The organism is Streptomyces sp. NPDC033174 (assembly GCF_055577795.1).
Genome location: NZ_JBVIPQ010000002.1, coordinates 624,065 through 649,684 on the forward strand (window position 1 = coordinate 624,065; position 25,620 = coordinate 649,684).

At 71.5% G+C, this 25,620-nt stretch carries 19 protein-coding genes and 1 pseudogene; 15 read left to right on the plus strand and 5 right to left on the minus strand.

Annotated elements, in window-relative coordinates; translation table 11 throughout:
* The first annotated feature begins 67 nt into the window (after nt 1-67).
* Entirely contained in the window at nt 68-196 is a 129-nt protein-coding gene (locus tag ACZ5VC_RS09095) for a hypothetical protein (RefSeq protein WP_468706700.1), read from the plus strand.
* Between the two features lie 18 nt (nt 197-214).
* On the opposite strand, the pseudogene ACZ5VC_RS09100 reads toward ACZ5VC_RS09095, so the two are convergent.
* A pseudogene (locus tag ACZ5VC_RS09100) lies at nt 215-1,075 on the minus strand (metallophosphoesterase); the annotation flags it as partial.
* 77 nt (nt 1,076-1,152) lie between these two features.
* Between ACZ5VC_RS09100 and ACZ5VC_RS09105 the strand changes: the two are divergent.
* From ACZ5VC_RS09105 to ACZ5VC_RS09115, 3 genes are all read left to right on the plus strand, one after another.
* Nucleotides 1,153-2,193: a 3-isopropylmalate dehydrogenase gene (locus tag ACZ5VC_RS09105; RefSeq protein ID WP_468706698.1), complete on the plus strand. Its 1,041-nt coding sequence runs from the start codon at nt 1,153-1,155 to the stop codon at nt 2,191-2,193.
* A gap of 241 nt (nt 2,194-2,434) precedes the next feature.
* The gene (locus ACZ5VC_RS09110; protein WP_469119422.1) at nt 2,435-3,541 is read left to right on the plus strand and encodes a branched-chain amino acid aminotransferase; all 1,107 of its coding nucleotides are present in this window, start codon (nt 2,435-2,437) and stop codon (nt 3,539-3,541) included.
* 94 nt (nt 3,542-3,635) lie between these two features.
* A complete protein-coding gene (locus ACZ5VC_RS09115) occupies nt 3,636-4,133 on the plus strand; it encodes a tetratricopeptide repeat protein (RefSeq protein WP_469119423.1) in 498 nt (165 codons plus the stop codon).
* Here ACZ5VC_RS09115 and ACZ5VC_RS09120 read toward each other — a convergent pair.
* Nucleotides 4,103-5,554 carry a cytosine permease gene (locus tag ACZ5VC_RS09120; protein WP_469119424.1) on the minus strand — a complete coding sequence of 484 codons (1,452 nt, stop codon included), beginning with the start codon at nt 5,552-5,554 and terminating at the stop codon, nt 4,103-4,105. The two genes, ACZ5VC_RS09115 and ACZ5VC_RS09120, sit on opposite strands and share 31 nt — an antisense overlap.
* Nucleotides 5,555-5,685: 131 nt before the next feature.
* Between ACZ5VC_RS09120 and ureA the strand changes: the two genes are divergently transcribed.
* From ureA to ACZ5VC_RS09150, 6 genes are all read left to right on the plus strand, one after another.
* Entirely contained in the window at nt 5,686-6,381 is a 696-nt protein-coding gene (gene ureA / locus ACZ5VC_RS09125; RefSeq protein WP_469119425.1) for an urease subunit gamma, read from the plus strand.
* Nucleotides 6,381-8,063, plus strand: a complete 1,683-nt coding sequence (locus ACZ5VC_RS09130) for an urease subunit alpha (RefSeq protein ID WP_469119426.1) — start codon at nt 6,381-6,383, stop codon at nt 8,061-8,063. The genes ureA and ACZ5VC_RS09130 overlap by 1 nt, the downstream gene beginning before the upstream one ends.
* Nucleotides 8,064-8,071: 8 nt before the next feature.
* A complete protein-coding gene (locus tag ACZ5VC_RS09135; RefSeq protein WP_469119427.1) occupies nt 8,072-9,085 on the plus strand; it encodes an agmatine deiminase family protein in 1,014 nt (337 codons plus the stop codon).
* 56 nt (nt 9,086-9,141) lie between these two features.
* A complete protein-coding gene (locus tag ACZ5VC_RS09140; protein WP_469119428.1) occupies nt 9,142-9,645 on the plus strand; it encodes a hypothetical protein in 504 nt (167 codons plus the stop codon).
* A 9-nt stretch (nt 9,646-9,654) separates the two neighbouring features.
* Complete coding sequence (locus tag ACZ5VC_RS09145; RefSeq protein ID WP_469119429.1) at nt 9,655-10,257, plus strand: TetR/AcrR family transcriptional regulator; 603 nt, start codon at nt 9,655-9,657, stop codon at nt 10,255-10,257.
* 80 nt (nt 10,258-10,337) lie between these two features.
* The gene (locus ACZ5VC_RS09150; RefSeq protein WP_469119430.1) at nt 10,338-11,666 is read left to right on the plus strand and encodes an MFS transporter; all 1,329 of its coding nucleotides are present in this window, start codon (nt 10,338-10,340) and stop codon (nt 11,664-11,666) included.
* Nucleotides 11,667-11,700: 34 nt separating this feature from the next.
* On the opposite strand, the gene ACZ5VC_RS09155 is transcribed toward ACZ5VC_RS09150, so the two are convergent.
* Complete coding sequence (locus ACZ5VC_RS09155) at nt 11,701-12,576, minus strand: hypothetical protein (protein ID WP_469119431.1); 876 nt, start codon at nt 12,574-12,576, stop codon at nt 11,701-11,703.
* 320 nt (nt 12,577-12,896) lie between these two features.
* On the opposite strand from ACZ5VC_RS09155, the gene cimA reads away from it, so the two are divergent.
* A complete protein-coding gene (gene cimA, locus ACZ5VC_RS09160; protein ID WP_469119432.1) occupies nt 12,897-14,495 on the plus strand; it encodes a citramalate synthase in 1,599 nt (532 codons plus the stop codon).
* Nucleotides 14,496-15,054: 559 nt separating this feature from the next.
* Nucleotides 15,055-16,413 (plus strand): hypothetical protein, encoded by a 1,359-nt coding sequence (locus ACZ5VC_RS09165; protein ID WP_469119433.1) that lies wholly within the window; start codon nt 15,055-15,057, stop codon nt 16,411-16,413.
* Between the two features lie 48 nt (nt 16,414-16,461).
* Here the strand turns inward: ACZ5VC_RS09165 and dnaN are convergent, their stop codons facing one another.
* The gene (gene dnaN / locus ACZ5VC_RS09170) at nt 16,462-17,559 is read right to left on the minus strand and encodes a DNA polymerase III subunit beta (RefSeq protein ID WP_469119434.1); all 1,098 of its coding nucleotides are present in this window, start codon (nt 17,557-17,559) and stop codon (nt 16,462-16,464) included.
* Between the two features lie 196 nt (nt 17,560-17,755).
* On the minus strand, nt 17,756-18,379 hold the full coding sequence (locus tag ACZ5VC_RS09175; RefSeq protein ID WP_469119435.1) for a YceI family protein: 624 nt from the start codon (nt 18,377-18,379) through the stop codon (nt 17,756-17,758).
* Nucleotides 18,380-18,608: 229 nt separating this feature from the next.
* Here ACZ5VC_RS09175 and ACZ5VC_RS09180 point away from each other — a divergent pair, with 229 nt between their 5' ends.
* The 3 genes from ACZ5VC_RS09180 (at nt 18,609) to ACZ5VC_RS09190 (ending at nt 25,611) form a co-directional block, all read left to right on the plus strand.
* On the plus strand, nt 18,609-19,118 hold the full coding sequence (locus ACZ5VC_RS09180) for a hypothetical protein (RefSeq protein WP_469119436.1): 510 nt from the start codon (nt 18,609-18,611) through the stop codon (nt 19,116-19,118).
* A gap of 140 nt (nt 19,119-19,258) precedes the next feature.
* Nucleotides 19,259-23,137: an endo-alpha-N-acetylgalactosaminidase family protein gene (locus ACZ5VC_RS09185; protein WP_469119437.1), complete on the plus strand. Its 3,879-nt coding sequence runs from the start codon at nt 19,259-19,261 to the stop codon at nt 23,135-23,137.
* Nucleotides 23,138-23,262: 125 nt separating this feature from the next.
* Nucleotides 23,263-25,611 carry a polysaccharide lyase 8 family protein gene (locus tag ACZ5VC_RS09190; protein WP_469119438.1) on the plus strand — a complete coding sequence of 783 codons (2,349 nt, stop codon included), beginning with the start codon at nt 23,263-23,265 and terminating at the stop codon, nt 25,609-25,611.
* The last annotated feature ends 9 nt before the right edge of the window (nt 25,612-25,620 follow it).

The following is a 25,620-nucleotide window of genomic DNA, read 5'->3' on the forward strand; positions in this document are numbered from 1 at the left end:
CTTCCGGCGCCTTCACGAGACATCACGCGGCTCCGCCGCGTGGTTGTGATCCAAGGAGTCGATCATCATGGCCGCTGGAACCGTCCGCCGCGTCCGCCACTCCGCCCGCACGAGCGAGGCCGACCGCAAGAATGCCGCCGCCGCCCTGCAGCGAGCTCTCGACCGCAGGGACAACGGCGGCGCGACCGGCCACTGAGCCGGCTCGCTCGAGCCGCTAGGAAGAGCGCCTGACCTCGAAATGGTCGATGCGCTCGCCGCTCTCGGCGAGCGCGGAGACCCTCAGTACCGGCGACGCGCCGGCCTCGGCCTCCACCGCGAGGAACGAGAAGCCGGTGTACCGCACCCGCGACCACTCCACGGTGCCCGGGTCGGGCAGCCGCAGCTTCGTCCAGTGGAACGTCACGATGTGTTCGTGGTCGTGGACGTGCCCCTCGTAACTGTCCTTCACGCCGAGGCCGAAGCCGTAGAGCTCCTTGCCCGCGCCGCCGGCCGTGACGTACACGATGCCGTCGCGCGTCGGGTCGGTCGTCGCCCCGATGGGCACCGGCCTTCCCACCTCGCCGCCCTTGACGGCGTTGGTGCGCTCGTAGACGTGGTTGTGCCCGTTGATCACCAGATCCACCTGGTGCTCGGCGAACAGGGGCACCCAGGCGTCGCGCACCCCGCCGTCCGAGGCGTGCGTGGAGGTGGAGTATGCGCAGTGGTGGAAGAAGACCACCACGAAGTCGATCTCGGGTCTGGCCCGCAGCTCCCCGAGCCGCCGGTCGAGCCAGGCGGTCTGCCTGCCGTCCGTATACCCCCTGTTCGCCGGGATCTCGTACGAGACGTCGTTGGCGTCCAGCGCGACCACCCCGACGTTGCCGTACGTGAACGAGTAGACGCCGGGCGCCCCGGCCGGGTCCGGGCCGTTGTCCGGCAGTGACCAGCGGGCCGACTGGCCGCCGTAGCCGTCGGGGGAGTACCAGGCCTCCATGTCGTGGTTGCCGGTGGTCACCATCCACGGCACCCGGGACGCCACGCTCTCGGTCTGCGCCAGGAACTGGTCCCACACCCGCGCGTCGTAGGTGTCGGACTTGAGACTGCGATATCCGTGGCACGTCCGAATGGCGGACAACGGGTGTCAGCGGATGGGACGGGGAGTAGGGTGCCGACATGTCTCGCAGCATCAATCTCGCAGTGATCCCCGGTGACGGCATCGGCCAGGAGGTCGTGGCCCAGGGCCTGAAGGTCCTCTCGGCTGTCCTTCCGCAGGATGTGAAGCTGGAGACCAAGGAGTACGACCTCGGCGCCCAGCGCTGGCACCGCACCGGAGAGACCCTCCCCGACGCGGAGCTCGACTCCCTCAAGACCCACGACGCCATCCTGCTCGGCGCGATCGGCGACCCGTCCGTGCCGTCCGGCGTCCTGGAGCGGGGCCTGCTCCTCAAGCTCCGCTTCGCCTTCGACCACTACGTCAACCTGCGTCCGTCGAAGCTCTTCCCGAACACCGCGACCCCGCTGGCCGGCCGCCCCGAGATCGACTTCGTCGTCGTCCGTGAGGGCACCGAGGGCCCGTACACCGGCAACGGCGGTTCGCTGCGCACCGGCACGCCCGCCGAGGTCGCCACCGAGGTCAGCCTCAACACGGCGTACGGCGTCGAGCGCGTCGTCCGCGACGCGTACGAGCGGGCCAACGCCCGCCCCCGCAAGAAGCTGACGCTGGTCCACAAGAACAACGTCCTCGTCTACGCCGGCCACATGTGGAAGAACATCTTCGACAAGGTCGGCCAGGAATACCCCGAGGTCACCACCGACTACCTGCACGTCGATGCTGCGACGATCTTCTTCGTCACCCAGCCCGAGCGCTTCGACGTCATCGTCACCGACAACCTCTTCGGTGACATCCTCACCGACCTCGCCGCTGCCGTGACCGGCGGCATCGGCCTGGCCGCGTCGGCCAACATCAACCCGGACCGGACCTTCCCGTCCATGTTCGAGCCCGTCCACGGCTCCGCGCCCGACATCGCGGGCCAGGGCAAGGCGGACCCCACCGCGACGATCCTCTCCGTCGCGCTGCTCCTGCGTCACCTCGGCTTCGACGCCGAGGCCGCCCGCATCGAGGAGGCCGTCGCCGCCGACCTCGCGGCCAGGGACGGCTCCGCCCGGACGACCGGCGAAATCGGCGACGCGCTCGCGGTACGAGTAGCGAGCTAGCCCGCCGACTGAACACCTCCTAGAGGCACAGCCGCCGGGTCGCATCCGCACCCGGCGGCTTCTCCTATGCGGTCGCGGGGTGCCACCATCAGACCCTGGACCGCAATCACACCGTTTCACCCACGGGCCCACGCGAGCGATAATCGAACGTGGGGCCGCGGCATGCGGGAAAGCTCGGACGTCCTAGCAGCAGCGGCGTGAGCGCGGTCCGTCACAAACAACCGGTGAAGGACACGCACTCATGACGACGCCCACGATCGAGCTCAAGCCCTCCTCCAGCCCGCTGTCCGACGCGGAGCGGGAGGCGATCCTGGCCAGCCCCGGATTCGGCCGCCACTTCACCGACCACATGGTGACGATCAAGTGGACCGACGGGCGCGGGTGGCACGACGCGCAGCTCACCCCCTACGCGCCGCTGTCGATCGACCCGGCCAACATGACCCTGCACTACGCCCAGGAGATCTTCGAGGGGCTCAAGGCCTACCGCCGCCCCGACGGCTCCGTCGCCACCTTCCGCCCCGAGGCCAACGCGCTCCGCTTCCAGGCCTCCGCCCGCCGCCTCGCCATGCCGGAGCTGCCGGTCGAGACGTTCATCGCGGCCTGTGACGCCCTGGTCCAGCAGGACAAGGCATGGGTCCCGGCGCACGGCGGCGAGGAGTCGCTCTACCTGCGCCCGTTCATGATCGCGACTGAGGTGGGCCTGGGCGTCCGGCCGGCCAACGAGTACCTCTTCCTGGTCATCGCCTCGCCCGCCGGCGCCTACTTCCCCGGGGGCGTCAAGCCGGTCTCGATCTGGCTCTCCGAGGACCGCGTCCGCGCCGTCCCGGGCGGCATGGGCGACGCCAAGACCGGCGGCAACTACGCCGCGTCCCTGCTCGCCCAGGCCGAGGCCGCGTCCAAGGGCTGCGACCAGGTCGCCTACCTCGACGCCGTCGAGCACAAGTGGGTCGAGGAGCTGGGCGGCATGAACCTCTACTTCGTGTACGAGACCGGGCCCGACGAGCCGCTCAAGATCGTCACGCCCGAGCTCACGGGCTCGCTGCTCGCCGGTATCACCCGTGACTCGCTCCTCACGCTCGCCAAGGACCTCGGCTACGCCGCCGAGGAGGGCCGCGTCTCCATCGACCAGTGGAAGGCCGACACCGCCAACGGCACGCTCAAGGAGGTCTTCGCCTGCGGCACGGCCGCGGTGATCACCCCGATCGGCACGGTCAAGTCGGCCGGTGGTGAGTGGCAGCAGTCCGGCGGCCGGCCGGGCGAGGTCACGATGAAGCTCCGCAAGGCGCTCCTGGACATCCAGACGGGCAAGGCGCAGGACGTCCACGGCTGGACGCACGCGCTGGCCTAGTCGGTCCCGGCGCTGCCCCCGAGGCACACCGATGGCCCCGGTCCGTACGCCGGACCGGGGCCGTCGCCGTTCGGCCCCGTGCGAGGATCACGGCATGATCGAGGAACGCGACCGGCTACTGGCGCAGGCGGTACGGCTGCGCGAACGGGGTGGGGCCGAAGAGGCGCGCCGACGGCTGCTGGCCCTCTCCGCCGCGCTTCCCGAGGACCGCGAGATCGCCTATCAGACCGCCTGGGCCCATGACGTCCTCGGTCTGGAGGAGGAGGCCGTCCCGCACTACGAGCGGGCTCTGGCCGCCGCCGGTCTCGGCGAGGAGGACCGGCGCGGCGCGCTGCTCGGCCTCGGCAGTACGTACCGGGTGCTCGGCCGGTACGCGCGGGCGGAGGAGACGCTGCGCCGGGGTGTGGAGGAGTTTCCCGACGACGCCGCCCTGCGGACCTTCCTGGCGATGGCGCTGTTCAACACCGGAAGCCACCAGGAGGCGATGCGCACCCTCCTGGAACTGCTCGCCGCCACCAGCACGGACCCGGCGATCGCGCGCTACCGCAAGGCGATCGAGTACTACGCCAAGGACCTCTCGGCGACCGAGTAGTCGTCCGCCTCCGGGCCGGCGCCCGTGACGTCGTCCGTGGTCGCGGCCCGCCCGGGCGTGAGCACCAGGTACAGGGCGCCGCCGACGAGGCCCGACAGGACGAAGCTGCAGTCGATCCCGCCCGTCAGGCTGAGCAGCGGGCCCTCGTAGATCGGGGTGGAGACGCCGGCGAGTCCCACCACCGCGCCCAGCGCCCAGGCGACGACGGCGCGCGGGTGCCAGCCGGCCCGGAACCAGTAGATCCCGCCCTGCGCGCGGCGGTTGTAGACCTGGAGGGCGTCCGGCTCGTACGCGCCGCCGCAGCGGAAGTGGCCGATCAGCGTGATGACCGCCCAGGGTGTGCCGATCGCGGTGAGCAGCAGGACGAACGAGGTCATCACCGACTGCGCGTCCCAGACGAAGTGCCCCAGGAAGACGAATCCCGTGGCGACGACCGCGACGACCAGGGTGGCCCGGGCACGGGTGGCGCGCGGCAGGATCGCGTCGAGGTCCAGGCCCATCGAGTAGAGCATCAGTCCGGCGTTGCCGACCGAGCCGGCGGTCGCGGCGATCAGCAGCGGCACCAGGTACCAGACGGGAGAGGCGTCGACCAGCGGGCCCGCGTAGTCGAGGGAGCCGCGCGCGGCCAACGCCGTGTACGTACCGAAGAGCTGAGGGACCAGCAGACCCGCGACGAGGCCCAGACAGGTGGCCCGCCAGACGGTCCGGGAGCTGTAACGCTCGGGGGAGATGTAGCGGGTGTAGTCACCGAGCAGCGTGATGAACGCGATCGGGCCGCTGAGCCCGGCGGCCACCGCGGAGAGCACCCAGGTGGGCCAGAACGAGCCCAGCAGGTACGGGGTGTCGGGCGGGGCAGCGGTGGTGAAGTCGCCCGCGTAGGCGAAGATGCCGAGAGCGAGCAGCACGGTCATGCCGAGGGCGAGTGCCTTGCTCAGCTTCAGCAGCAGCTTGTAGCCGTAGACCGCGCCGACGACGGTGCAGGCCGCGAGCACGGTGTAGACGAGGGCATGGGGCAGTCCGCCGGTGGGCAGGCCGATCAGCCGGTCCAGGGTGCCGAGCATGACGTCACCCCCGATCCACAGCGTCAACGCGGTGTAACCGAGCGCGAGCAGCAGGCCGACGATCGATCCGACCAGCCGGCCGCGTACCCCGAAGAAGGCGCCGCTGGACGTGGAGAGGTTGGTCGCCGTGCGGAGTGACACCAGGGCGAGCGGTGCGGTCACGACGACGCCGACGACCGTACCGGCGACCACCGAGGTGACCGCGGGCCACAGACCGAGGCCGAAGGAGACCGGCAGCCAGCCGAAGATGATCACGCCGAGGCAGAGGTTCGACCCCAGCAGGATCGCCATGAGGTCCCGTGGCCCGCTGGTGCGTTCTGCCTCCGGGATCGTGTCGACTCCGCGCTGTTCAATCGGCATAAGGGCTCTCCCTGCTCCTCGGACGACGTTTTGAGTGACGCTCAATGTGACCCATGCCCCCCTCGTCCGTCAATGCTTTGAGTACGGGAAACTCGCGGTTAGAGTGTTGTTCAAACAGGAGGTGTGGTGACGTGCGACTGACCCCCACGGAGCGGGACCGGCTGCTGCTGTTCGGCGCCGCCGAACTGGCCAGGGCCCGCCGGGCCAGGGGCCTGCGGCTCAATGTCCCCGAGGCGACCGCGCTGATCGCGGACACGGTCTGCGAGGCGGCCCGTGACGGGCGACGGCTCGCCGAGGCGATCGAGGCGGCCCGGTCCGTCCTCGGCCCCGACGACGTCCTTCCCGGTGTGGCCGACGTGGTCACCGAGGTCCATGTGGAAGCCGTGTTCGACGACGGATCGCGGCTCGCCGTGGTCTCGCAGCCGATCGGCGAGGGCTCCGGCGCGCGGGCGCCGGGAGCGCTGTTGCCCGCGCCCGCGCACGACGAGCCGCGGCCGGTCGTCACGCTGCGTGTGCACAACACGGCGACGGTGCCGGTCAGCGTCACCTCCCACTTCCACTTCTTCGAGGCCAACCCGCGCCTCGACTTCGACCGCGCCGCCGCCTACGGCATGCGGCTGTGCGTCCCCGCCGGTTCCTCGGTCCGCTTCGACCCGGGCGGCTCGTCCGAGGTCGGGCTCGTCCCCATCGGCGGCGAGCGGATCGCGATCGGCTTCGCCGGTCTGGTCGACGGCCCGCTGGACGCGCCGGGCGCGAAGGAGGAGGCCCTGCGGCGTGCGGCGGCCTGTGGCTACCTCGGAGCGGGACCCGAGAAGGAGGGCAACTGATGGATCCGTACGAGTACGCGTCGGTGCACGGCCCGCGCGCGGGCGACCGGGTGGTCCTCGGTGACTCCGGACTCGTCGTCCGCGTCGAGTCCGACGCCCAGAAGCCCGGCGACGAATTCCTCGCCGGCTTCGGCAAGACCGCGCGCGACGGACTGCATCTGAAGGCCGCCGCCGTCCGCGAGACCTGCGACGTCGTCATCAGCAACGTGCTGGTCATCGACGCCGTCCAGGGCATCCGGAAGGTGTCCATCGGCATTCGCGAGGGCCGGATCCACGCGATCGGCCGGGCCGGCAACCCCGACACCCTCGACGGCGTGGACGTCGTCGTCGGCACGGGCACGTCCATCGTGTCCGGCGAGGGCCTGATCGCCACCGCCGGAGCCGTCGACACCCATGTCCACCTGCTCTCGCCGCGGATCATGGAGGCCTCGCTCGCCTCCGGTGTGACGACGGTCATCGGCCAGGAGTTCGGCCCGGTCTGGGGCGTCGGCGTGAACTCCCCGTGGGCGCTCAGGCACGCCTTCAACGCCTTCGACGCCTGGCCCGTCAACATCGGCTTCCTCGGCCGCGGCTCGTCCTCCGACGCCGCGCCGCTGGTCGAGGCGCTCGCCGAGGGCGGAGCGTCCGGCTTCAAGGTGCACGAGGACATGGGCGCCCACACCCGGGCCCTGGACACCGCCCTGCGGGTCGCCGAGGAGCACGACGTCCAGGTCGCGCTGCACAGCGACGGCCTCAACGAATGCCTCTCCGTCGAGGACACCCTGCGCGTCCTCGACGGCCGGACCATCCACGCCTTCCACATCGAGGGCTGCGGCGGCGGTCACGTACCGAACGTCCTGAAGATGGCGGGCGTGCCGAACGTCATCGGCTCCTCCACCAACCCCACCCTCCCCTTCGGCCGGGACGCGGTCGCCGAGCACTACGGCATGATCGTCTCCGTCCACGACCTGAAGACGGACCTGCCCGGCGACGCCGCCATGGCCCGCGACCGGATCCGCTCCGGAACGATGGGAGCCGAGGACGTCCTGCACGACCTCGGTGCGATCGGCATCACGTCGTCGGACGCACAGGGCATGGGAAGGGCCGGCGAGACCGTACGCCGGACCTTCGCCATGGCCGGCAAGATGAAGGCCGAGCTGGGCCCGATGGACGGCGACGGCGCGCACGACGACAACGCGCGCGTGCTGCGCTACATGGCCAAGCTGACGATCAACCCCGCGATCGCCCACGGCCTGGCGCACGAGATCGGATCGATCGAGGTCGGCAAGATGGCCGACGTCGTGCTGTGGCAGCCGCAGTACTTCGGCGCCAAGCCGCAGCTCGTGCTCAAGTCGGGCTTCCCCGCCTACGGAGTCGTCGGCGACCCCAACGCGGCCACCGACACCTGCGAGCCGCTCGTCCTCGGCCCGCAGTTCGGCGCGTACGGCGCCACCCCGGCCGACATCTCCGTCGCCTTCGTGGCCCAGGCGGCCGTCGACCTCGGCTCCGACCACATGCCGACGCGCCGCCGCCGGGTCGCCGTCCGCGGCACCCGCGGCATCGGCCCCGGGAACCTGCTGCTCAACTCCCGCATCGGCGATGTGTCCGTGGACGGCAGGACCGGACTGGTCACCCTCGACGGCGATCCGATCCGCTCCGAGCCCGCCGACTCCATCTCCCTCAACCGCCTCTACTTCCTCTGAGGAACGACATGACCTTCCGTATGCCGCCCGAGTGGGCGCCGCACGAGCGCACGTGGATGGCCTGGCCCGGCCCCAACCCCACCTTCACCAACGACGAGGAGCTGGCCGAGGCCCGTGCCGCGTGGGCGTCCGTCGCCCGCGCCGTACGCCGCTTCGAGCCGGTGACCGTGGTCCACGGCCCCGGTCAGGGCGACTCCGCCCGCGCGCTCCTCGGCGACGGCATCGACCTGGTCGAGCGGGACCTGGACGACGCCTGGATGCGGGACATCGGCCCGACCTTCGTCACCGACGGCACACAGCTCGCCGCGGTGGACTGGGTGTTCAACGGCTGGGGAGCCCAGGACTGGGCGCGCTGGGAGCACGACTCCAAGATCGCGCGCCATGTCGCCGATCTCGCGGGCGTCCCGGTCCTGAGCAGTGACCTGGTGAACGAGGGCGGCGCCATCCACGTCGACGGCGAGGGCACGGTCCTGCTGACCGACACGGTCCAGCTCGGCGCCGGCCGCAACCCCGACTGGACCCGTGAGCAGGTCGAGGCGGAGATCCACGCCAAGCTCGGCACCACCAAGGCGATCTGGCTCCCGCACGGCCTGGCCGGCGACTACGGCACCTACGGCACCCAGGGCCATGTCGACATCGTCGCGGCCTTCGCCCGGCCCGGTGTCGTCGTCGTCCATGCACAGCAGGACCCGGCGCACCCGGACTACGAGCGCTCCAAGGAGTACGCGGCCATCCTGCGGGCCCAGACGGACGCCAGGGGCCGCCGCCTGGAGGTCGTGGAGATCCCGGCGCCGACCGTCCTCGAAGAGGACGGCGAATGGGTCGACTACTCGTACATCAACCACTACATCTGCAACGGCGGAGTGGTGCTGTGCGGCTTCGACGACCCGCGCGACGAGATAGCGGCGGGCATCTTCCGCCGGCTCTTCCCGGACCGCACGGTGACGCTGGTCGACGCGAGGGCGATCTTCGCGGGCGGTGGCGGCATCCACTGCATCACCCAGCAGCAGCCGAAGGTCTGATCCCCGAGGCGGATATCGGGTGGGGGCGGCCGCGGGCGGTGTGACAGCCTGCGGCCATGCCCCTGATCGAACACTCCGGCGGCGACTACGCGATCCGGCTGATGTACGCGCTGCCGGACGACGCCTGGTACCTGGAGCTGAACGACCTCGCCCGGGACGCGACCCTCGCGATCGGGATCGTGCCCGACGAGGACCCCGACCGCGAGCCGGCCGTCTGCCTGATCGAGGCCGAGACCCACCATCACGTCCCGTACGACGTCATGCGCTGGTTCATGGACGAGGTCGACCGGGAGATCCGCGCGAGCCGCGGCTGGATGGACCTCCGTCCCGAACTGGTGCGGATCATCCGCGCGTTGCGGGAGATGCACCAGGACGGCGTGATCCGTGACGACTTCCCCGCCCTCCTCGCGCTGCTGCGCGCCTCGGTCCCGCCGGAGGACCTCGACACGGTCGTCGAAGGCGCCTTCGGGGCAGACCTCGGGGTGCTCGCCGAACCCACCCCGCAGCAGGTCACGGCCCTGCGGGACCGCATGGCCGAGGACGGCTGGACGATCGGGTAAAACGTACGAGTGACCAGCAATCATCGCCGCCGCAACACCGCCCCGCCCCGCGAGGAGCTCCTCGCCGCCGCCATGGCCACCATCGCCGAGCGCGGCCTCGACGGGCTCACCATGGCCGGGCTCGGGCGCGAGGTGGGGATGAGCAGCGGGCACCTGCTCTACTACTTCCGCACCAAGGACGAACTGCTGCTGCAGACCCTGGAGTGGAGCGAGGCGCAGCTCGGCGCCGAGCGCAGCGCGCTGCTGTCCCGGCAGGCTCCGGTACGGGAGCGGCTGACCGCCTACGTCGATCTGTACGTCCCCGACGGTCCCCGCGACCCGCACTGGACCCTCTGGCTGGAGGTCTGGAACCGCTCGCAGAACGCGGACGCCGACGCTCGGGCCCGGCAGGCGGCCATCGAGGGCGCATGGCACCGCGACCTGGTCGCCCTGCTGGCGGAGGGCATCTCGCGCGGCGAGCTCCTCACCGTCGACCCGGACCGCTACGCCGCCCGTCTGCGCGCCCTCCTCGACGGCTTCAGCGTCCATGTCGCGGTGGGGATACCGGGCACCGGACGCGAACAAGTCCTCGGCCACGTGAGGGAGTTCCTCAAGCAAACGCTGATCCCGTGACCGTAACGCACGCAAGTACTCCCGATCGTTGCCGAGTTCACCCTTGTCCGGCCGGCGGGCCTGTTGGCACGGTTCGGCTCATGGGACGAGAGCACTGGAAAAAGATCTGGGTCGGCTCGGCCGGCAACATGGTCGAGTGGTTCGACTGGTTCGTCTACGCGAGCTTCGCCACGTACTTCGCGGGGGCCTTCTTCCCCGAGGGCAACGACACCGCCAAGCTCATGAACACCGCCGGCATCTTCGCCGTCGGCTTCTTCATGCGGCCCGTCGGCGGCTGGCTCCTCGGACGCGTCGGCGACCGCAGGGGCCGCAAGGCGGCGCTGACCCTCACCGTCACCCTCATGTCCGCGTCGGCCGTCCTCATCGCCGTCGCGCCGACCTACGCGGTCGCGGGATACGGCGGCGCGGCCGTGCTGCTCGTCGCCCGGCTGCTCCAGGGCCTGTCGGTCGGCGGCGAGTACGCCGCCAGCGCCACCTACCTCACCGAGGCCTCCGCACCCGAGCACCGGGGCTTCGCCTCCAGCTTCCAGTACGTCTCGATGACCGCCGGTCAGATCCTCGGCCTGGGCCTGCAGATCATCCTCCAGCGCACCATGTCCGCCGACGCCCTGCACAGCTGGGGATGGCGCATCCCGTTCATCGTCGGCGCGCTCGGCGCGGCCGTCGTCTTCTATCTGCGGCGCACGATGCTGGAGACGGAGGTGTACGAGAAGACGGCCGACGACACCCCCGCCGAGGCCAAGGGCACCCTGAAGGCGCTGTGGGCACACAAGCGCGAGGCGTTCCTGGTGATCGCGCTGACCATGGGCGGCACCGTCGCGTACTACACGTACACCACCTATCTGACGAAGTACCTGTCCAACTCCGCCGGGCTCTCCAAGCAGACCGCGACGCTGGTCTCCTTCTGTGCGCTGATCGTCTTCGCCTGTCTGCAGCCGCTCGCCGGGCGCCTCTCCGACCGGATCGGCCGCCGCCCGCTGCTGATCACCTTCGCGGTCGGCTCGACCTTCCTGACCGTCCCGATCATGACGCTGCTCCGGCACGCGGGCTCGTTCTGGCCGGCGCTGGGCCTCTCCTTGCTGGCCCTGGTAGTGATCACCGGCTACACCTCGATCAACGCGTGCGTGAAGGCCGAGCTCTTTCCGACCGGCATCCGCGCGCTGGGCGTCGCCCTGCCGTACGCCATCGCCAACGCGCTCTTCGGCGGCACGGCGGAGTACGTCGCCCTGTGGTTCAAGGACGCAGGCCTGGAGTCCGGCTACTACTGGTACGTGGCCGGCTGCGCCGCCGTCTCCCTGGTCGTCTACCTCACGATGCGCGAGACCCGGGACATCGATCTGGGCCGCGTCGGCGCCCCGCCTGCATCCGCGCAGACCCCCAGGACCCGGGAGTCCGCCGAGGCGCGGTGACACGGGGGCCGACGCGAGGGGCCGACGCGGGTGGTCACCGCCCCTCGGCGGCCATCCGCTGCTGGAGCTTCTGCAGGGCGGTGGCCGCCTGCTCGCGCAGCCGCGCCTCCTTCTTGGGGTCCCCGATCGTGCTCGCGCTCAGGACGTGCTCGCCGGCCCGGCCCGTGAGGAGGACGTAGAGCGAGTTCACCTTCTTCCCGTTCTCGTCGACCACCTGCCGTCCCTCCTCGGACACGATCGCGTCGAACCCGGTCACCGTCGGCGCGGTCGCCTCCCGGACGCCGGTCCAGCGGCTCTTGCCGCTGTGCTGGCTGGGGCAGCGGTGGATGGCGTCCGCGACCTCGTCCAGGTACATCCGTGCCGTGGGCTCGTCGGCGTACACCCGGACCTCGGAGTAGCCCGTGATCTGGGACGGATTGTGGACGGCCGTGCGGGAGAGGGAGGCCAGCGTGCCGGTGCGGCTTCCCTTCCCGGTCAACTCGCAGCTGCTCAGCACATCGGACTCGTCGACGGGCGTGATCTCGTACGTCGGGGCCTTCTCGTAGCCGGGCCCCCAGTCCGCCGGGGTCAGTGCCACCCGCTTGGCGAGGACCAGGGCCTCTGCCTTCGCCGACGCGGTGTCGCCGGGGGCCGACGCCGAGGCGTCACCCGTCGCCCGGTCGCTGCCCTTGTCGTCCCCCCGGAGCAGGAACACCAGGAGGACGGCCAGGCCCACCACCACCACCGCGCCGCCGACGACGAGGGCGAGCGTGCGGGGGGAGCGTCCGCCGGCCGGGCCGGTGGGGGTGCCCGGTGTCGAACCCCGCCCGGGGGGCGGTTCGGGGCCGGGTCCCGGTGGATGGGAGACCGGTCCGCGCGGTGGTCCTGTGGGTGGTCCTGTGGGTGGCCCTGAGGGCGGCTGGGAACTCACACCAGTGACCTACCACCGGAGGTCCGCCCGCATCGTGAGACCGCGGTCCCGTCACCCGTACAGATGTGGCAGACTGCCGCCGTGCTTGCTACCACCATGATTATGGGCAGTAGCGCGCCGGTCCGCAGTGACCACTGACCCGCGGCAGGACCCCCGCGGCAGTGGACACCGTGCCTCAGACCCGCGCGCAGACCTCTCGCACCCGCGAGGGGTTTTTTCATTTTCCGGACCCACCCAGACCGGACACGGAACGCGCGCGAAAATGGGGGCAAGTGGATCCAGACCTTCCGGAGCCACATCCGACAGGAGCCAACACAGCCATGACCACGGAGACCGACGACAGTTTCCATGTCTTCGACACCACGCTCCGCGACGGAGCCCAGCGCGAGGGCATCAACCTCACCGTCGCCGACAAGCTGACCATCGCCCGCCACCTGGACGACTTCGGCGTCGGCTTCATCGAGGGCGGCTGGCCGGGCGCAAACCCGCGTGACACGGAGTTCTTCGCCCGCGCCCAGCAGGAGATCGACTTCAAGCACGCCCAGCTCGTCGCGTTCGGCTCCACCCGTCGGGCCGGTGGCAAGGCCGCCGAAGACCCGCAGGTCAGGGCGCTCCTGGAGTCGGGGGCCCCGGTCATCACCCTGGTCGCCAAGTCGCACGACCGCCATGTCGAACTGGCGCTGCGGACCACCCTGGACGAGAACGTGGAGATGGTGCGCGACACCGTCTCCTTCCTGTGCGAGCAGGGCCGCCGGGTCTTCGTGGACTGCGAGCACTTCTTCGACGGCTACAAGGCCAACCCCGAGTACGCCAAGGCCGTCGTCCGGGCCGCCTCCGAGGCCGGCGCCGATGTCGTCATCCTCTGCGACACCAACGGCGGCATGCTTCCCGCCCAGATCCAGGCCGTCGTCGCCACCGTCCTCGCCGACACCGGCGCCCGCCTCGGCATCCACGCCCAGGACGACACCGGCTGCGCCGTCGCCAACACCCTCGCCGCCGTCGACGCGGGCGCCACGCACGTCCAGTGCACCGCCAACGGCTACGGAGAGCGGGTCGGCAACGCCAACCTCTTCCCTGTCGTCGCCGCGCTGGAGCTCAAGTACGGCAAGCGTGTGCTGCCCGACGGCGCGCTGGCCGAGATGACCCGCATCTCGCACGCCATCGCCGAGGTCGTCAACCTGACGCCCTCCACGCACCAGCCCTATGTCGGTGTCTCCGCGTTCGCGCACAAGGCCGGGCTCCACGCCTCCGCGATCAAGGTCGACCCGGACCTGTACCAGCACATCGACCCCGAGCGGGTCGGAAACACCATGCGGATGCTCGTCTCCGACATGGCGGGCCGCGCCTCCATCGAGCTCAAGGGCAAGGAGCTCGGCGTCGACCTGGGCAACGACCGTGAGCTGGTCGGCCGGGTCGTCGAGCGGGTCAAGGAGCGCGAGCTCCGGGGCTACACCTACGAGGCCGCCGACGCCTCCTTCGAGCTGCTGCTGCGCGCCGAGGCCGAGGGGCGCGCCCGCGGGTACTTCCGTACGGAGTCCTGGCGGGCGATCGTCGAGGACCGCCCGGACGGCACCCACGCCAACGAGGCGACCGTGAAGCTCTGGGCCAAGGGCGAGCGCATCGTCGCCACCGCCGAGGGCAACGGCCCCGTCAACGCCCTGGACCGGGCGATGCGGGTCGCGCTGGAGCGGATCTACCCGCAGCTGGCCAAGTTCGAGCTGGTCGACTACAAGGTCCGCATCCTGGAGGGCCGCCACGGCACCGAGTCCACCACCCGGGTCCTGATCACCACGGGCGACGGCAATGCAGAGTGGTCGACGGTCGGTGTCGGCGAGAACGTCATCGCCGCGTCGTGGCAGGCGCTGGAGGACGCTTACACGTACGGGCTGCTGCGGGCGGGGATCGACCCGGCCGAGTAGCGCGTCGTACCGGCCTGTAGCCCCCGTACGCCCCAGCGTGGGGGATATGGGCAGGACGTTGATCAGAACCCGCGGGACGACGGCGGCCGGCGTGGCCGCCGTCGTGCTCACCGGGTGCCTCACCGCACCGCCGAGCGGGAGCCCGGCGCGTACTTCGAGCTCCGGGGCTGACGCAGGAGAGGACCAGCAGCGGGGAGCGCAGGCCATGGCGCCGGCCCTGTCGAAGCCCTTCGCCGAGGCGAGCGGCGGGCTGAGCGATTCCCGCCCCGGGGGAGGGGAGCCGAGGCGGACTCGGAGGCCGCAGACGGGGCGGGCGGGGCTGGACGGGAAAGGCGGGGCCGGCGGCGCAGGCGGGGCGGGCGGGGCTGGACGGGAAAGGCGGGGCCGGCGGCGCAGGCGGGGCAGGCGGGGCTGGACGGGAAAGGCGGGGCCGGCGGCGCAGGCGGGGCAGGTTCCGGAGGCCGGGCGGGCTTGCGAGACCGGGGCGCCGTCTCCCCCGCCTCCCCGGTCCCTCTCGTCTCCATGGTCTGCTTTGGCCGCTTTCGGGTAGCGTCGAAGTATGAGGACCAGGCCGCTTTCCCTTCTGTCGGCCCTCGCCGGGCTGGCGCTCCTGCTGCTCCTGGCTCTGGCTCCTGGCGTATCCGCCAAGGCCACGGGTCTCTCGGACGTGGCCCAGGCCTTCAAGCAGGGCCCGGTCTATGTCGACCCCGGCGCGTCCTCCCAACTCTCCGGGGCCGAGGCGGACGCCCTCGCCCGGAAGATCAAGGACGCGGACAAGCCGGTCTTCGTCGCGGTGCTCCCCGCGACCTCGGCCTTCCCGCCGGACAACCTGCTGCGCAATCTGCGCACCGAGACCGGCATCACCGGCCTCTACGCCGTCCGCCTCGGGGGCGGGTTCAACGCCGGCGCCGACGCGGTGGTCATGCCGAACCAGGCCGTGCGCAACCTGGTGAACGCGGTACGCCAGCCCGGCGTGGACACCGCGACCGAGCTGAACAACTTCGTCGACCAGGCCCTGCCGCAGACCCGCGGCTCCGCCCCCGCCTCCTGGAGCGGCGGCGGCGCGGACGAGGGCGGCGCCTCCACCGGCGCCCTGATCACCCTCGGCGCGGTCGTGGCCGCTGGTGGCGCGGGCGCCTACGCCGTGGTCCGCCGCAACCGCGGCCGCAAGCAGGCCGAGGAGCGGGCCGCGCTCGACAGGCTCCGCGTCGTCGTCGACGAGGACATCACCGCCTTCGGCGAGGAGCTGGACCGGCTCGACTTCCACCCCGCCGAGGCCGGCGCCGACGACGCCATGCGCGGTGACTACGAACGCGCCCTCGACGCCTACGACACCGCCAAGTCCAGGATGGGCGCCGCCCAACACCCCGGTGATGTGCGCGCGGTGACCCAGGCGCTCGAGGACGGCCGCTTCTCCCTCGCCGTCCTCGCCGCCCGCCGCGAGGGCCGCCCGCTGCCGGAGCGCCGTCCTCCCTGCTTCTTCGACCCGCGCCACGGCCCCTCCGACGCCGACGTCACCTGGACCCCGGCCGGGGGCTCGGCCCGCGAGGTCCCGGTCTGCGCGGCGGACGCGACCCGGATCCAGGACGGCCTCGACCCCGTGGCCCGCACCGTCGACACGGAGACCGGGCGCCGCCCGTACTGGGAGGCGGGTCCGGCCTACGGGCCCTGGGCCGGCGGCTACTTCGGCGGCGGCATGCTGCCGGGCCTGCTGGTGGGCACGATGCTCGGCTCGATGCTCTCCACCCCCGCCTACGCGGCGGACTACGGCGGCGCCGACTACCAGGACTTCCAGGGCGGCGACTACTCCGGCGCCGACTTCAATTCCGGGGACTTCGGGGGCGGCGACTCCGGCGGGTTCGGCGGAGGCGGCGACTTCGGCGGTGGCGGCGGCTTCGACGGCGGTGGCGGCTTCTAGGCCGAGCGGGCCGTGAGGCCGGTGCCGTCGGCGTATCCGCCCCACCGCTCACATCAGGGGCTTCACCGACATCAACAGATGTTCGTGCGCCCGGCCCGACAACTCGGTGATCAGCGCGCGCTGCCCCGGCCCCAGCAGATGGAAGCGCACGGCGGACGACTGGAAGGACCCCAGCGCGTCCATCAGATACGCGGGGTTGAAGGCGACCGTCAGAGCCTCGCCGCCCTCCAGCGCCGCAGGCAGCCGCTGGGAGGCGACATCGTCCTCGTACCCCGCGCGCAGATGCACCGAGTCGGCGGAGAAGGCCAGTTGGAGCGGGCTGTCGCCCTCCGCGACCACCGCGACGCGCTTGACGGCCTCGACGAGCGGAGCCCGGTCGGTCACGGCGGTGGCCGGACCGTCCAGGGCGAACAGCTTGTCGTGGCGCGGCAGCCGGCCGTCGAGGAGACGGGTCGAGGTACGCATCCCGGCGCTCTCGAAGCCGATCGATCCGCCGTCCAGCGCGATGCGCAGCGGCCCGGCCGCCGCCAGGGAGCGGGCGATCTCGGTGAGACGGCGGGCGGGGACCACCACGTCGGCACGGGCGCCCGCGGACGTTGGCTTCCAGTCGAGCGTACGGACCGCATAGCGGTAGCGGTCGGTCGCGGCCAGCGTCATCGCGTCGCCGTCGAGCGCCAGCCGGATCCCGGTCAGTACGGGCAGCGCGTCGTCACGGCCCGCCGCGACGGCCACCGCCGCCACGGCCGAGGCGAACGCGGTCCCGTCCACGACGCCCAGGAAGCCGGGCAGCGGAGGCTGGGCCGGGTAGTCGTCCAGCGGCAGTACGGACAGACCGAAACGGGCCTCCCCGCCCACCACCGCGAACCGCGAGCCCTCCACCGCGCACTCCACCGGCGCCTTCGGCAGCACCCGGCAGATGTCGAGCAGCCGCCGCCCCATGACCAGCACCCTGCCGGGCCGCGCGGTCTGCGCCTCCACCTCGATCCGCGCCGAGGCCTCGTAGTCGAGCCCCGAGATCCGCAGCAGACCGTCCTCAGCCTCCAGGAGCAGACCGCCGAGCACGGGGACGGGGGAGCGGGCGGGCAGCACGCGGGCGGCCCAGGCGACGGCATCGCCGAACTCGCCGCTGTCGATACGGAATTCCATGGGCCGACCGTACGGGCCACCACTGACAACGCACGGGCCACCACTGGCATACCGGCCCTCCGCCACCGGGCAGGCCGTGCTGCGAGCGGCCGCCGACGGCCGACAGGTGACCGTTCACAGCGGGGTTGTGACCGGATACGCCGAGCGCCCGCTCTTCCGTCCGGGGGACGGAGGGCGGGCGCGCTCGGTTGTCGGCTCAGGCGGCGGACCTGATGGCGGAGATGTCGAAGTTCAGCTTCACCTTGTCGCTGACCATCACACCGCCGGTCTCCAGCGCCGCGTTCCAGGTCAGGCCCCACTCGGAGCGCAGGATCTCGGCACTGCCCTCGAAGCCCACGCGCTCGTTGCCGTACACGTCGGTGGCGGAGCCGTTGAACTCCAGGTCGATGGAGAGCGGACGGGTGACGTCCTTGATCGTCAGGTCACCGGTGATGCGGTAGTCGTCCCCGCCCAGCTGCTCGGCGCCGGTGGAGCGGAAGGTCATCAGCGGGAACCGCTCGGCGTCGAAGAAGTCGGCGCCGCGCAGGTGGCCGTCGCGGTCCGCGATGCCGGTGTCGACGCTGGCGATCCTGACGTCGATCGACGCGGCGGACGCGGCCGGGTCGGCGCCGTCGAGCCGCAGCGTGCCCTCGTGCTCACCGAAGGTGCCGCGCACATTGGTGACCATGGCGTGGCGGACGGTGAATCCGATGCTGCTGTGCGCCGGGTCGATGGTGTAGTCGCCGGTCAGGGCGGCCAGCGCCGGGGCCACGGCGGGAAGCGTGGCGGTGGCGGTCGCGGTGGTGCCGGTGACGTCGTTCTTGCGGGTGAAGAGGCCCATGACTGCTCCTTGGGACGGGCGCCGGGATGGCGCCGCTGCGGCTGATCGGCTCTTGTTGAACCTTCAACGACATCGACTCTAAGTCCATTCCGTTCAAAATTCAACTTCTTTGGTCTCCGTTCATCCGAAAGGCGCGCGGCCCCTCTGGCGGACGCGCGTAGAACTCAGGCACCATCTCCCTGCTCCACCTGCACGGCCCCACCACGGTTCACAGCAGGAGGGAATCCCCATGAAGCTCCGCTCCGTCCTCAGCGCGCTCGCCCTCGTCCTCGGCGCCCTGTTCGCCCCCGGGTTCGGCGTCATCAGCGGCGCGACCGACGCCCACGCCGTCACCAAGATCAGCCACGCCACCGCGACCTCGATGTTCCGCTCGTCCGGGATCACCTGGTCCTCGTCCGGCGGCTGCTCCGATCGCAACAACCCCAGCTGTACGTCCTTCGAGCAGCTCAACCTCGCCACCGCGAAGGGCGCCCAGACCCTCCGGAGCGCCAGCGGCTGCGCGCTCAACATCACCGGCGGCACGGAGACGGGCCACGCGGGCGGCACGTACTCGCACTGGAACGGCTACAAGCTCGACTTCAGCAAGTACACCTGCGTCGGGAACTACATCAAGAACACGTTCACGTACATCGGGCCGCGTGGTGACGGTGCCCCGCAGTGGAAGTCCGGTTCGGGCAACGTCTACGCCGACGAGGGCAACCACTGGGACGTCACGTACTACAACTGCGGCGGCTGCTGACCTCGCAGCCGCCCTCGCGACGCCCCCTTCGGCCCGGTCCCGGAGCGACTTGGACTAACCGAAGGGGGTTGTTGGACTGGCGCGGCCGCTGCCGCGCGATCTCGTTGACCGTGCCCCGCGCCAGGGACTACTCAGTCCCCATGTCGCGAAGAATCCGTACGGGGTGCGCCCTCATCGCCGCCTCCACCGCCGTATTCGCCCTGGCCGGGCCCGCCCTGCCGGCCGCAGCCGCGCCCCCGGCCGGAGCCGCCGAGGCCGCCGGACCGGCCGGTTCCGCCGCCGCGGACGATCCCGCCACCACCGCCCTCATCGGTTCCCCGCAGCTCTCGGTCGCCGTCGCCAAGGACTTTCCGCGCGTCGTGTCGTACACCGAGCGCGCGGGCGGCGCCCGCCTCCTCGGCAGTACCCGCCCGGTCACCGAGGTCGTCCTGAACGGCGCGCCGTATGCCGTACGGGCCAAGGCCGCGCCCACGGTCACCGCGAGCCGGGCCGCCTACACCCTGCTCTTCCCGGACCTGCCGGGCGTCGAGATCGACGCCTCCCTCACCGTCACCGGCCGGACCACCACCTTCAGGGTCACCGCGGTCCGGGACACCGACGCCTTCCGGCTCTCCACCCTCGACATACCCGGCCACGACCTGGTCTCGGTGGGCTCGTCCGACGCCGGGGCCGAGACCGCGTTCACCCGCCTCGACGCCGACTCGACGAGGACGGCCGACGTCTTCGCCGAGGTCACCGCCGCCACCCCGGTGGACGCGGCCCCCGCCGGGGCGAGCTACGCACTGGTGAACACCGGCGCCCTGGCCGCGGCCGTCGAGTCGAACTCCAGCTACGACAAGCCCTCCGGCGCGACCAACGGTGACGACGCCCGCTTCTGGCACCAGGCCCGAGCCGCCGCCGACGGCGGTACCCGCGTGGGCGTCTGGTCCGGACAGTGGACCTACCGAGGCGCCGGCGCACCACGGCCCGAGACCGGCGACGACCTCCCCTGGGCCAAGGTCGTCGTCACCCCCGACGCCAACGGCGACCGCAGGACCGACTGGCAGGACGGCGCCATCGCCTTCCGCACGATCGGATTCCACCCGCCCGGCAGCGGGACGACGCCCGACCGCGTGGTCACCCACATCCCGTTCAACTTCGCCAGCCAGGCCACCCACCCCTTCCTGCGCACCCTCGACGACGTCAAGCGCGTCTCGCTCGCCACCGACGGACTCGGCCAGCTCGCCGTCCTCAAGGGATACGGCTCCGAGGGGCACGACTCGGCCCACCCCGACTACGGCGGCAACTACAACAAGCGCGCCGGCGGCCTCGAAGACCTCAACAAGCTGCTCGTCGACGGGAAGAAGTGGGGCGCCACCTTCGGCGTCCACGTCAACGCCACCGAGTCGTACCCCGAGGCCAGGAACTTCAGCGAGACCCTGGTCGACAAGACCAGACCGGGCTGGAACTGGCTCAACCAGAGCTACTACATCGACCAGCGCCGCGACATCAACAGCGGTGATCTCGCGCGCCGGTTCCAGCAGTTGAGGAACGAGACCGACCGCAATCTCTCCTTCCTCTACATCGACGTCTACTACACGCACGGCTGGATCGCGGACCGGACGATGCGAGCCGTCCAGGCGCAGGGCTGGCGCGTCGGCACCGAATGGTCCGAGAAGTTCGAGCGGGCCTCGCTCTGGTCGCACTGGGCCAATGACCTGGACTACGGCGGGGCCACCAACAAGGGGCTCAACTCCCGGATCATCCGCTTCATCCGCAACGACGAGAAGGACGTCTGGAACAACCACCCGGTCCTCGGTCAGAGCGCCCTCGAAGAGTTCGAGGGGTGGACCGGCGAGAGTGACTGGAACGCCTTCTACGCCAACATCTGGCAGAAGAACCTGCCGGCCAAGTACCTCCAGCAGGAGAAGATCACCCGCTGGGAGGGCAACGACCTCACCTTCACCGGGGGAGTGCGGGGGACGGTCGAGGACGGGCACCGCACCTTCTACGACCGGGGCCGCAAGGTCCTCGACGGTGACCGCTACCTCCTGCCGTGGGACGGCGGGAAGAAGCTCTACCACTACAACAAGTCGGGTGGCAGCAGCAGTTGGGCGGTGCCGGGATCCGGCTCGTACACCGTCTACAGGCTCACCGACAACGGCCGCGTGAAGACCGCGACCGTACGGCCCGTCGACGGCAGGATCACCCTCGACGCCACCGCCGGGCAGCCCTACGTCCTCTACCCGGACCGGGCCCCCGAGCCGCGCGACCCGCACTGGGGCGAGGGCGGCAAGGTCGCCGATCCGGGGTTCAACGACAACCGGCTGGCCACATGGGCCACGACGGGCACGGTGACACGCCACACCGACGGTCAGGGCCGCACCAGCGCCGCGCTCACCGGTGACACGGCGGCATCACTCTCCCAGCGCGTCACCGGCCTGGAGCCCGGCAAGCGGTACACCGCCTCCGCGCTCATCGAGGTCGAGCCGGGCAGGACCCGCCGGACCACCCTCTCCATCGGCGGACGGTCCGTCGCCGTCGACCGCTCGGCCCTCACGGACCAGGTCGCCGCCTCCGAGTGGCACGGGACGCACTTCCAGCGGGCCAAGGTGAACTTCACCGCGGCGGCGGACGGCACGGCGACCCTGCGCGTCGACGCCGTGAGCGGTGGAGCGACCGTACGGATCGACGACGTACGGCTCGTGGCCAACGCCCCCGCCACCCGCCCCGGGACCGCCGCGTACGAGGACTTCGAGGCGGTCGACCAGGGCTGGGGCCCCTTCCTCAAGGGCGACGCGGGCGGCGCCACCGACCCCCGCACCCACATCAGCCGGCTCCACGCCCCGTTCACCCAGGCCGGCTGGAACGGAAAGCTCGTCGACGACGTGCTCGGCGGCGCCGAGTCCCTCAAGTCCCACGACGAGAACAGCGGACTCGTCTACCGCACGGCGCCCTGGACCGTACCGATGAAGGACGGCCACAGCTACCGGGTGGCCTACGACTACCAGTCCAGCCACGCGGGCGCCTATGAATGGGTGACCGGCTACGACCGTGCGTCCGGCAACGGCGCCGCCGTCGAGACCCGCCGCACCCCGCTCGGGCAGCAGCGGTCCACCGGCCACTTCTCCGAGACCGTCACGGCCGGCTGCGGTGACACCTGGACCGGCCTGCGCAAGCGGGCCGACGCCCCCGACGGGGCGGACTTCGTACTGGACGGCTTCACCGTCACCGACCTGGGCCCGGCGGCCGAGCGGGCCGCGTGCGGCACCCTCGCCGTCACCGCGGGGGAGACCCTGGAGCCCGGACGGGCCAACGAGGTCGAGGTCGCCTTCGCCAACGACGAGGCCACGGCCGCGAAGGACGTCACACTGGCCCTCACCGTCCCCGAGGGCTGGAGCGCCGAGCCGGCCGGCCCCGTCTCCTTCGCCTCGGTCGCGGCCGGTGCGAGGGCCACCGCGACCTGGCGGGTGACACCGCCGGTCGACGCCCCCTACCGGACGTACACGATCGGTTCGGCGGTGAGGTACGACATCGGCGGCTCGTCGCGCCGGCTCGCCGCCGCCGCCGCGGTCCGTACCCTGCCCCCGCCGCCCACCACCGACAGCTGGGCCGGAGACCTGGACTGGACGTCCGCGGAGAACGGCTGGGGTCCCGTCGAGCGCGACCTCTCCAACGGGGAGACCGGTACCGGCGACGGCGGTCCGCTGAGGATCGGCGGCGTGTCGTACGCCAAGGGCCTGGGCACCCACGCCCCGGCGAAGGTCCGTTACTACCTCGGCGGGCGGTGCACCTCCTTCACCGCCGAGGTGGGCGTGGACGACGTCCAGACGACGCGCGGAACCGTGCAGTTCACGGTCGTCGCCGACGGCACGGAGAAGGTTCAGTCGCCGGTCCTGAAGGCCACGGACGCGGCGTGGGCGCTCACCGCGGACGTCACCGGCGCGAACTACGTCGACCTGGTGGCCGGGGACGGGGGTGACGGCAACGGGAACGACCACGCCGACTGGGGCAACGCGCGCTTCCACTGCGCCGGTTAGCCCCACGAGACGGGACAAGACGGAAAGCGCTTTCAATCGGCTGTGTCCCACCCATTGAACGCCGGGGAAAGCGCGTGCTAGACCCTCCCTCAACCGGTCTACACCACTTCCCTCGGGAGGCTCCCGTGCCACCGATCGTCCCCGCCTGGTCCCGCCGCACCTTCCTCGCCACCACCACCTCCGCCGCTCTCGGACTCGCCCTCGCCCCGCCCGCGTTCGCCCAGCGGGCCGCGGCCGAGAGCGAGTTCGAGACGCTGCGGCAGCGGTGGCTGACGATCCAGCTCGGCGCCGGCTACGACCCGACCGCCGAGCCGTACGCCTCCCGCCTCGCGGAGACCGGCACGCTCGCCCGTACCTTCCGCGCCTCCATGGCCCCCACGGACACCTCCCTGTGGCCCGGCCACTCCTTCGATCCGCCCGCCGGAATCACCCAGAGCTACAGCAGGCTCTGGGTGATGACCCAGGCGTACGCCCAGCAGGGCACCGGCCTCACCGGAGACGAGACGCTGCTCGCCGACATCGTCCGCGGCCTCGACCACCTCTCCGCCCGCGTCTACAACCCCACCACCACCCGCTACGGCAACTGGTGGGAATGGCAGATCGGCAGCCCCCGCCTCCTCATGGACATCGTCGCCACGCTGCGCGACAGGCTGACGGACACGCGGATCCAGGCCGCCTGCGCCGCCGTCGACCACTTCGTCCCCGACTCCGCACTCCGCGACTACACCGGGACCTCCACCGGCGCCAACCGCGTCGACCTGTGCCGCTCCGTCGCCCTGCGCGGCATCGTCGGCGAGAACCCCGCCAAAATAGCGCTGGCCCGCGACGCGCTCTCGCCGGTCTTCCCGTACGTGACCAAGGGAGACGGGCTCTACCGCGACGGCTCGTTCGTCCAGCACACCTGGGTCGCGTACTCGGGGACGTACGGACAGGTCATGCTCGACGGCCTCGGCCGGCTCTTCACCCTCCTCGCCGGCTCCAGTTGGGCCGTCACCGACCCCGACCGGCAGATCATCCTCGACAGCGTCGAGCACGCCTACGCCCCGCTGATCTACAACGGCCTGATGATGGACAGCGTGAACGGCCGTGCCATCAGCCGCGGTTACCTCAAGAGCGACGAACGCCGGATCATGCGCAGCGACCACTTCCACGGCCAGGGCCTGATCGCCGCCATCGCCCTTCTCGCGGGTGGCGCGAGCCCCGCCGAGCGCGACCGCTGGCACGCGCGCGTGAAGGGCTGGATCGAACGCGACGCCGTCACCCCCCTTCTCACCGCCCGCCAGTTCGGCGTCGCCGACCTCGCCCGGCTGCACGCCGTGGCCGCGGCACCCGTGCCCGCCGCTCCCGAGCCCATCGGCCACCGCCTCTTCGCCTCCATGGACCGCGCCGTCCATCGCCGTCCGGGCTGGGCCGCGAACATCTCCATGGCCTCGGACCGGATCTCGCACTACGAGTGCGGCAACGGCGAGAATCCGCGCGGCTGGCACACCGGCGCGGGAATGCTCTACTGGTGGGGCCCGGGACCGGGGGCGGACGCGCAGTACACCGACTGGTTCTGGCCCACGGTCGATCCCTACCGGCTCCCCGGCACGACCGTCTCCACCAAGCGGCTGGCCGACCGGACCGGTGGCGAGTGGGGCGCGCCCAAGCCCGCCGTGCGCTGGGTCGGCGGGGCGAGCGACGGCGAGTTCGCCGCGGTCGGGCAGCACCTCAAGGGCCTCGGATCCACCCTCGAAGCCCGCAAGTCCTGGTTCTGCACAGCCGACACGGTCATCTGTCTCGGTGCCGGCATCACCGCCACGGACGGCGTGCCGGTCGAGACGGTCGTCGACAATCGCTGCCTCGGCGAGAGCGGCACGAACGCCTTCACCACCGGCTCCCGCTGGGTCCACCTCGACGGCCACGGCGGATGGGTACTCCCGGGCGGCACGGGGCAGTTGCGCACCCTGCGCGAGGACCGCACGGGCGCCTGGTCCGACATCAACAGCATCTCGTCGACCGAGCAGCGCACCCGCCGCTACCAGACCCTCTGGCTGGACCACGGCACGGACCCGGTGGGGGCGTCGTACGCCTATCTGCTGATGCCGGGCGCTTCCCGCCGCACCGTCGCCGCCCGCGCCCATGACCTCACCTGGCTGGACGTTCTCGACAACAGCGCCGACCGGCAGGCCGTCGTCGTCCGCTCCCTGGGGCTGACTGCCGCGAACTTCTGGCGAGCCGGTACGGTGGGGCGCCTCACCACCACCGCCCCGGCGAGCGTGATGGTGCGCCGGCGGCCCCTGACGGCGACACTCTGCGTGAGCGAGCCTGTCCGCGCCGGACAGCCGCTGGAGGTCGTCTGGGACCAGCCCGTCCGCGCCGTCCTCTCACGCGATCCGGCGGTCGAGGTGCTTGCCACGGGCCGTACGCTGCGGCTGAGGATCACCCCCGGGACGGCGGGCGCCACCCACCGCTGTGAGGTGGCTCTCAGCTGACATCTATAG

Bases quoted from the DNA above. Each gene is read 5' to 3' on its own strand.
- ACZ5VC_RS09110 (WP_469119422.1), top strand. From the start codon at position 2,435: ATGACGACGCCCACGATCGAGCTCAAGCCCTCCTCCAGCCCGCTGTCC.
- ACZ5VC_RS09150 (WP_469119430.1), top strand. From the start codon at position 10,338: ATGGGACGAGAGCACTGGAAAAAGATCTGGGTCGGCTCGGCCGGCAAC.
- ACZ5VC_RS09120 (WP_469119424.1), bottom strand. From the start codon at position 5,554: ATGCCGATTGAACAGCGCGGAGTCGACACGATCCCGGAGGCAGAACGC.
- ACZ5VC_RS09135 (WP_469119427.1), top strand. From the start codon at position 8,072: ATGACCTTCCGTATGCCGCCCGAGTGGGCGCCGCACGAGCGCACGTGG.
- ACZ5VC_RS09165 (WP_469119433.1), top strand. From the start codon at position 15,055: ATGAGGACCAGGCCGCTTTCCCTTCTGTCGGCCCTCGCCGGGCTGGCG.
- ACZ5VC_RS09175 (WP_469119435.1), bottom strand. From the start codon at position 18,379: ATGGGCCTCTTCACCCGCAAGAACGACGTCACCGGCACCACCGCGACC.
- ACZ5VC_RS09180 (WP_469119436.1), top strand. From the start codon at position 18,609: ATGAAGCTCCGCTCCGTCCTCAGCGCGCTCGCCCTCGTCCTCGGCGCC.
- ACZ5VC_RS09140 (WP_469119428.1), top strand. From the start codon at position 9,142: ATGCCCCTGATCGAACACTCCGGCGGCGACTACGCGATCCGGCTGATG.
- ACZ5VC_RS09130 (WP_469119426.1), top strand. From the start codon at position 6,381: ATGGATCCGTACGAGTACGCGTCGGTGCACGGCCCGCGCGCGGGCGAC.
- cimA (WP_469119432.1), top strand. From the start codon at position 12,897: ATGACCACGGAGACCGACGACAGTTTCCATGTCTTCGACACCACGCTC.
- ACZ5VC_RS09095 (WP_468706700.1), top strand. From the start codon at position 68: ATGGCCGCTGGAACCGTCCGCCGCGTCCGCCACTCCGCCCGCACGAGC.
- ACZ5VC_RS09185 (WP_469119437.1), top strand. From the start codon at position 19,259: ATGTCGCGAAGAATCCGTACGGGGTGCGCCCTCATCGCCGCCTCCACC.
- ACZ5VC_RS09115 (WP_469119423.1), top strand. From the start codon at position 3,636: ATGATCGAGGAACGCGACCGGCTACTGGCGCAGGCGGTACGGCTGCGC.
- ACZ5VC_RS09105 (WP_468706698.1), top strand. From the start codon at position 1,153: ATGTCTCGCAGCATCAATCTCGCAGTGATCCCCGGTGACGGCATCGGC.
- dnaN (WP_469119434.1), bottom strand. From the start codon at position 17,559: ATGGAATTCCGTATCGACAGCGGCGAGTTCGGCGATGCCGTCGCCTGG.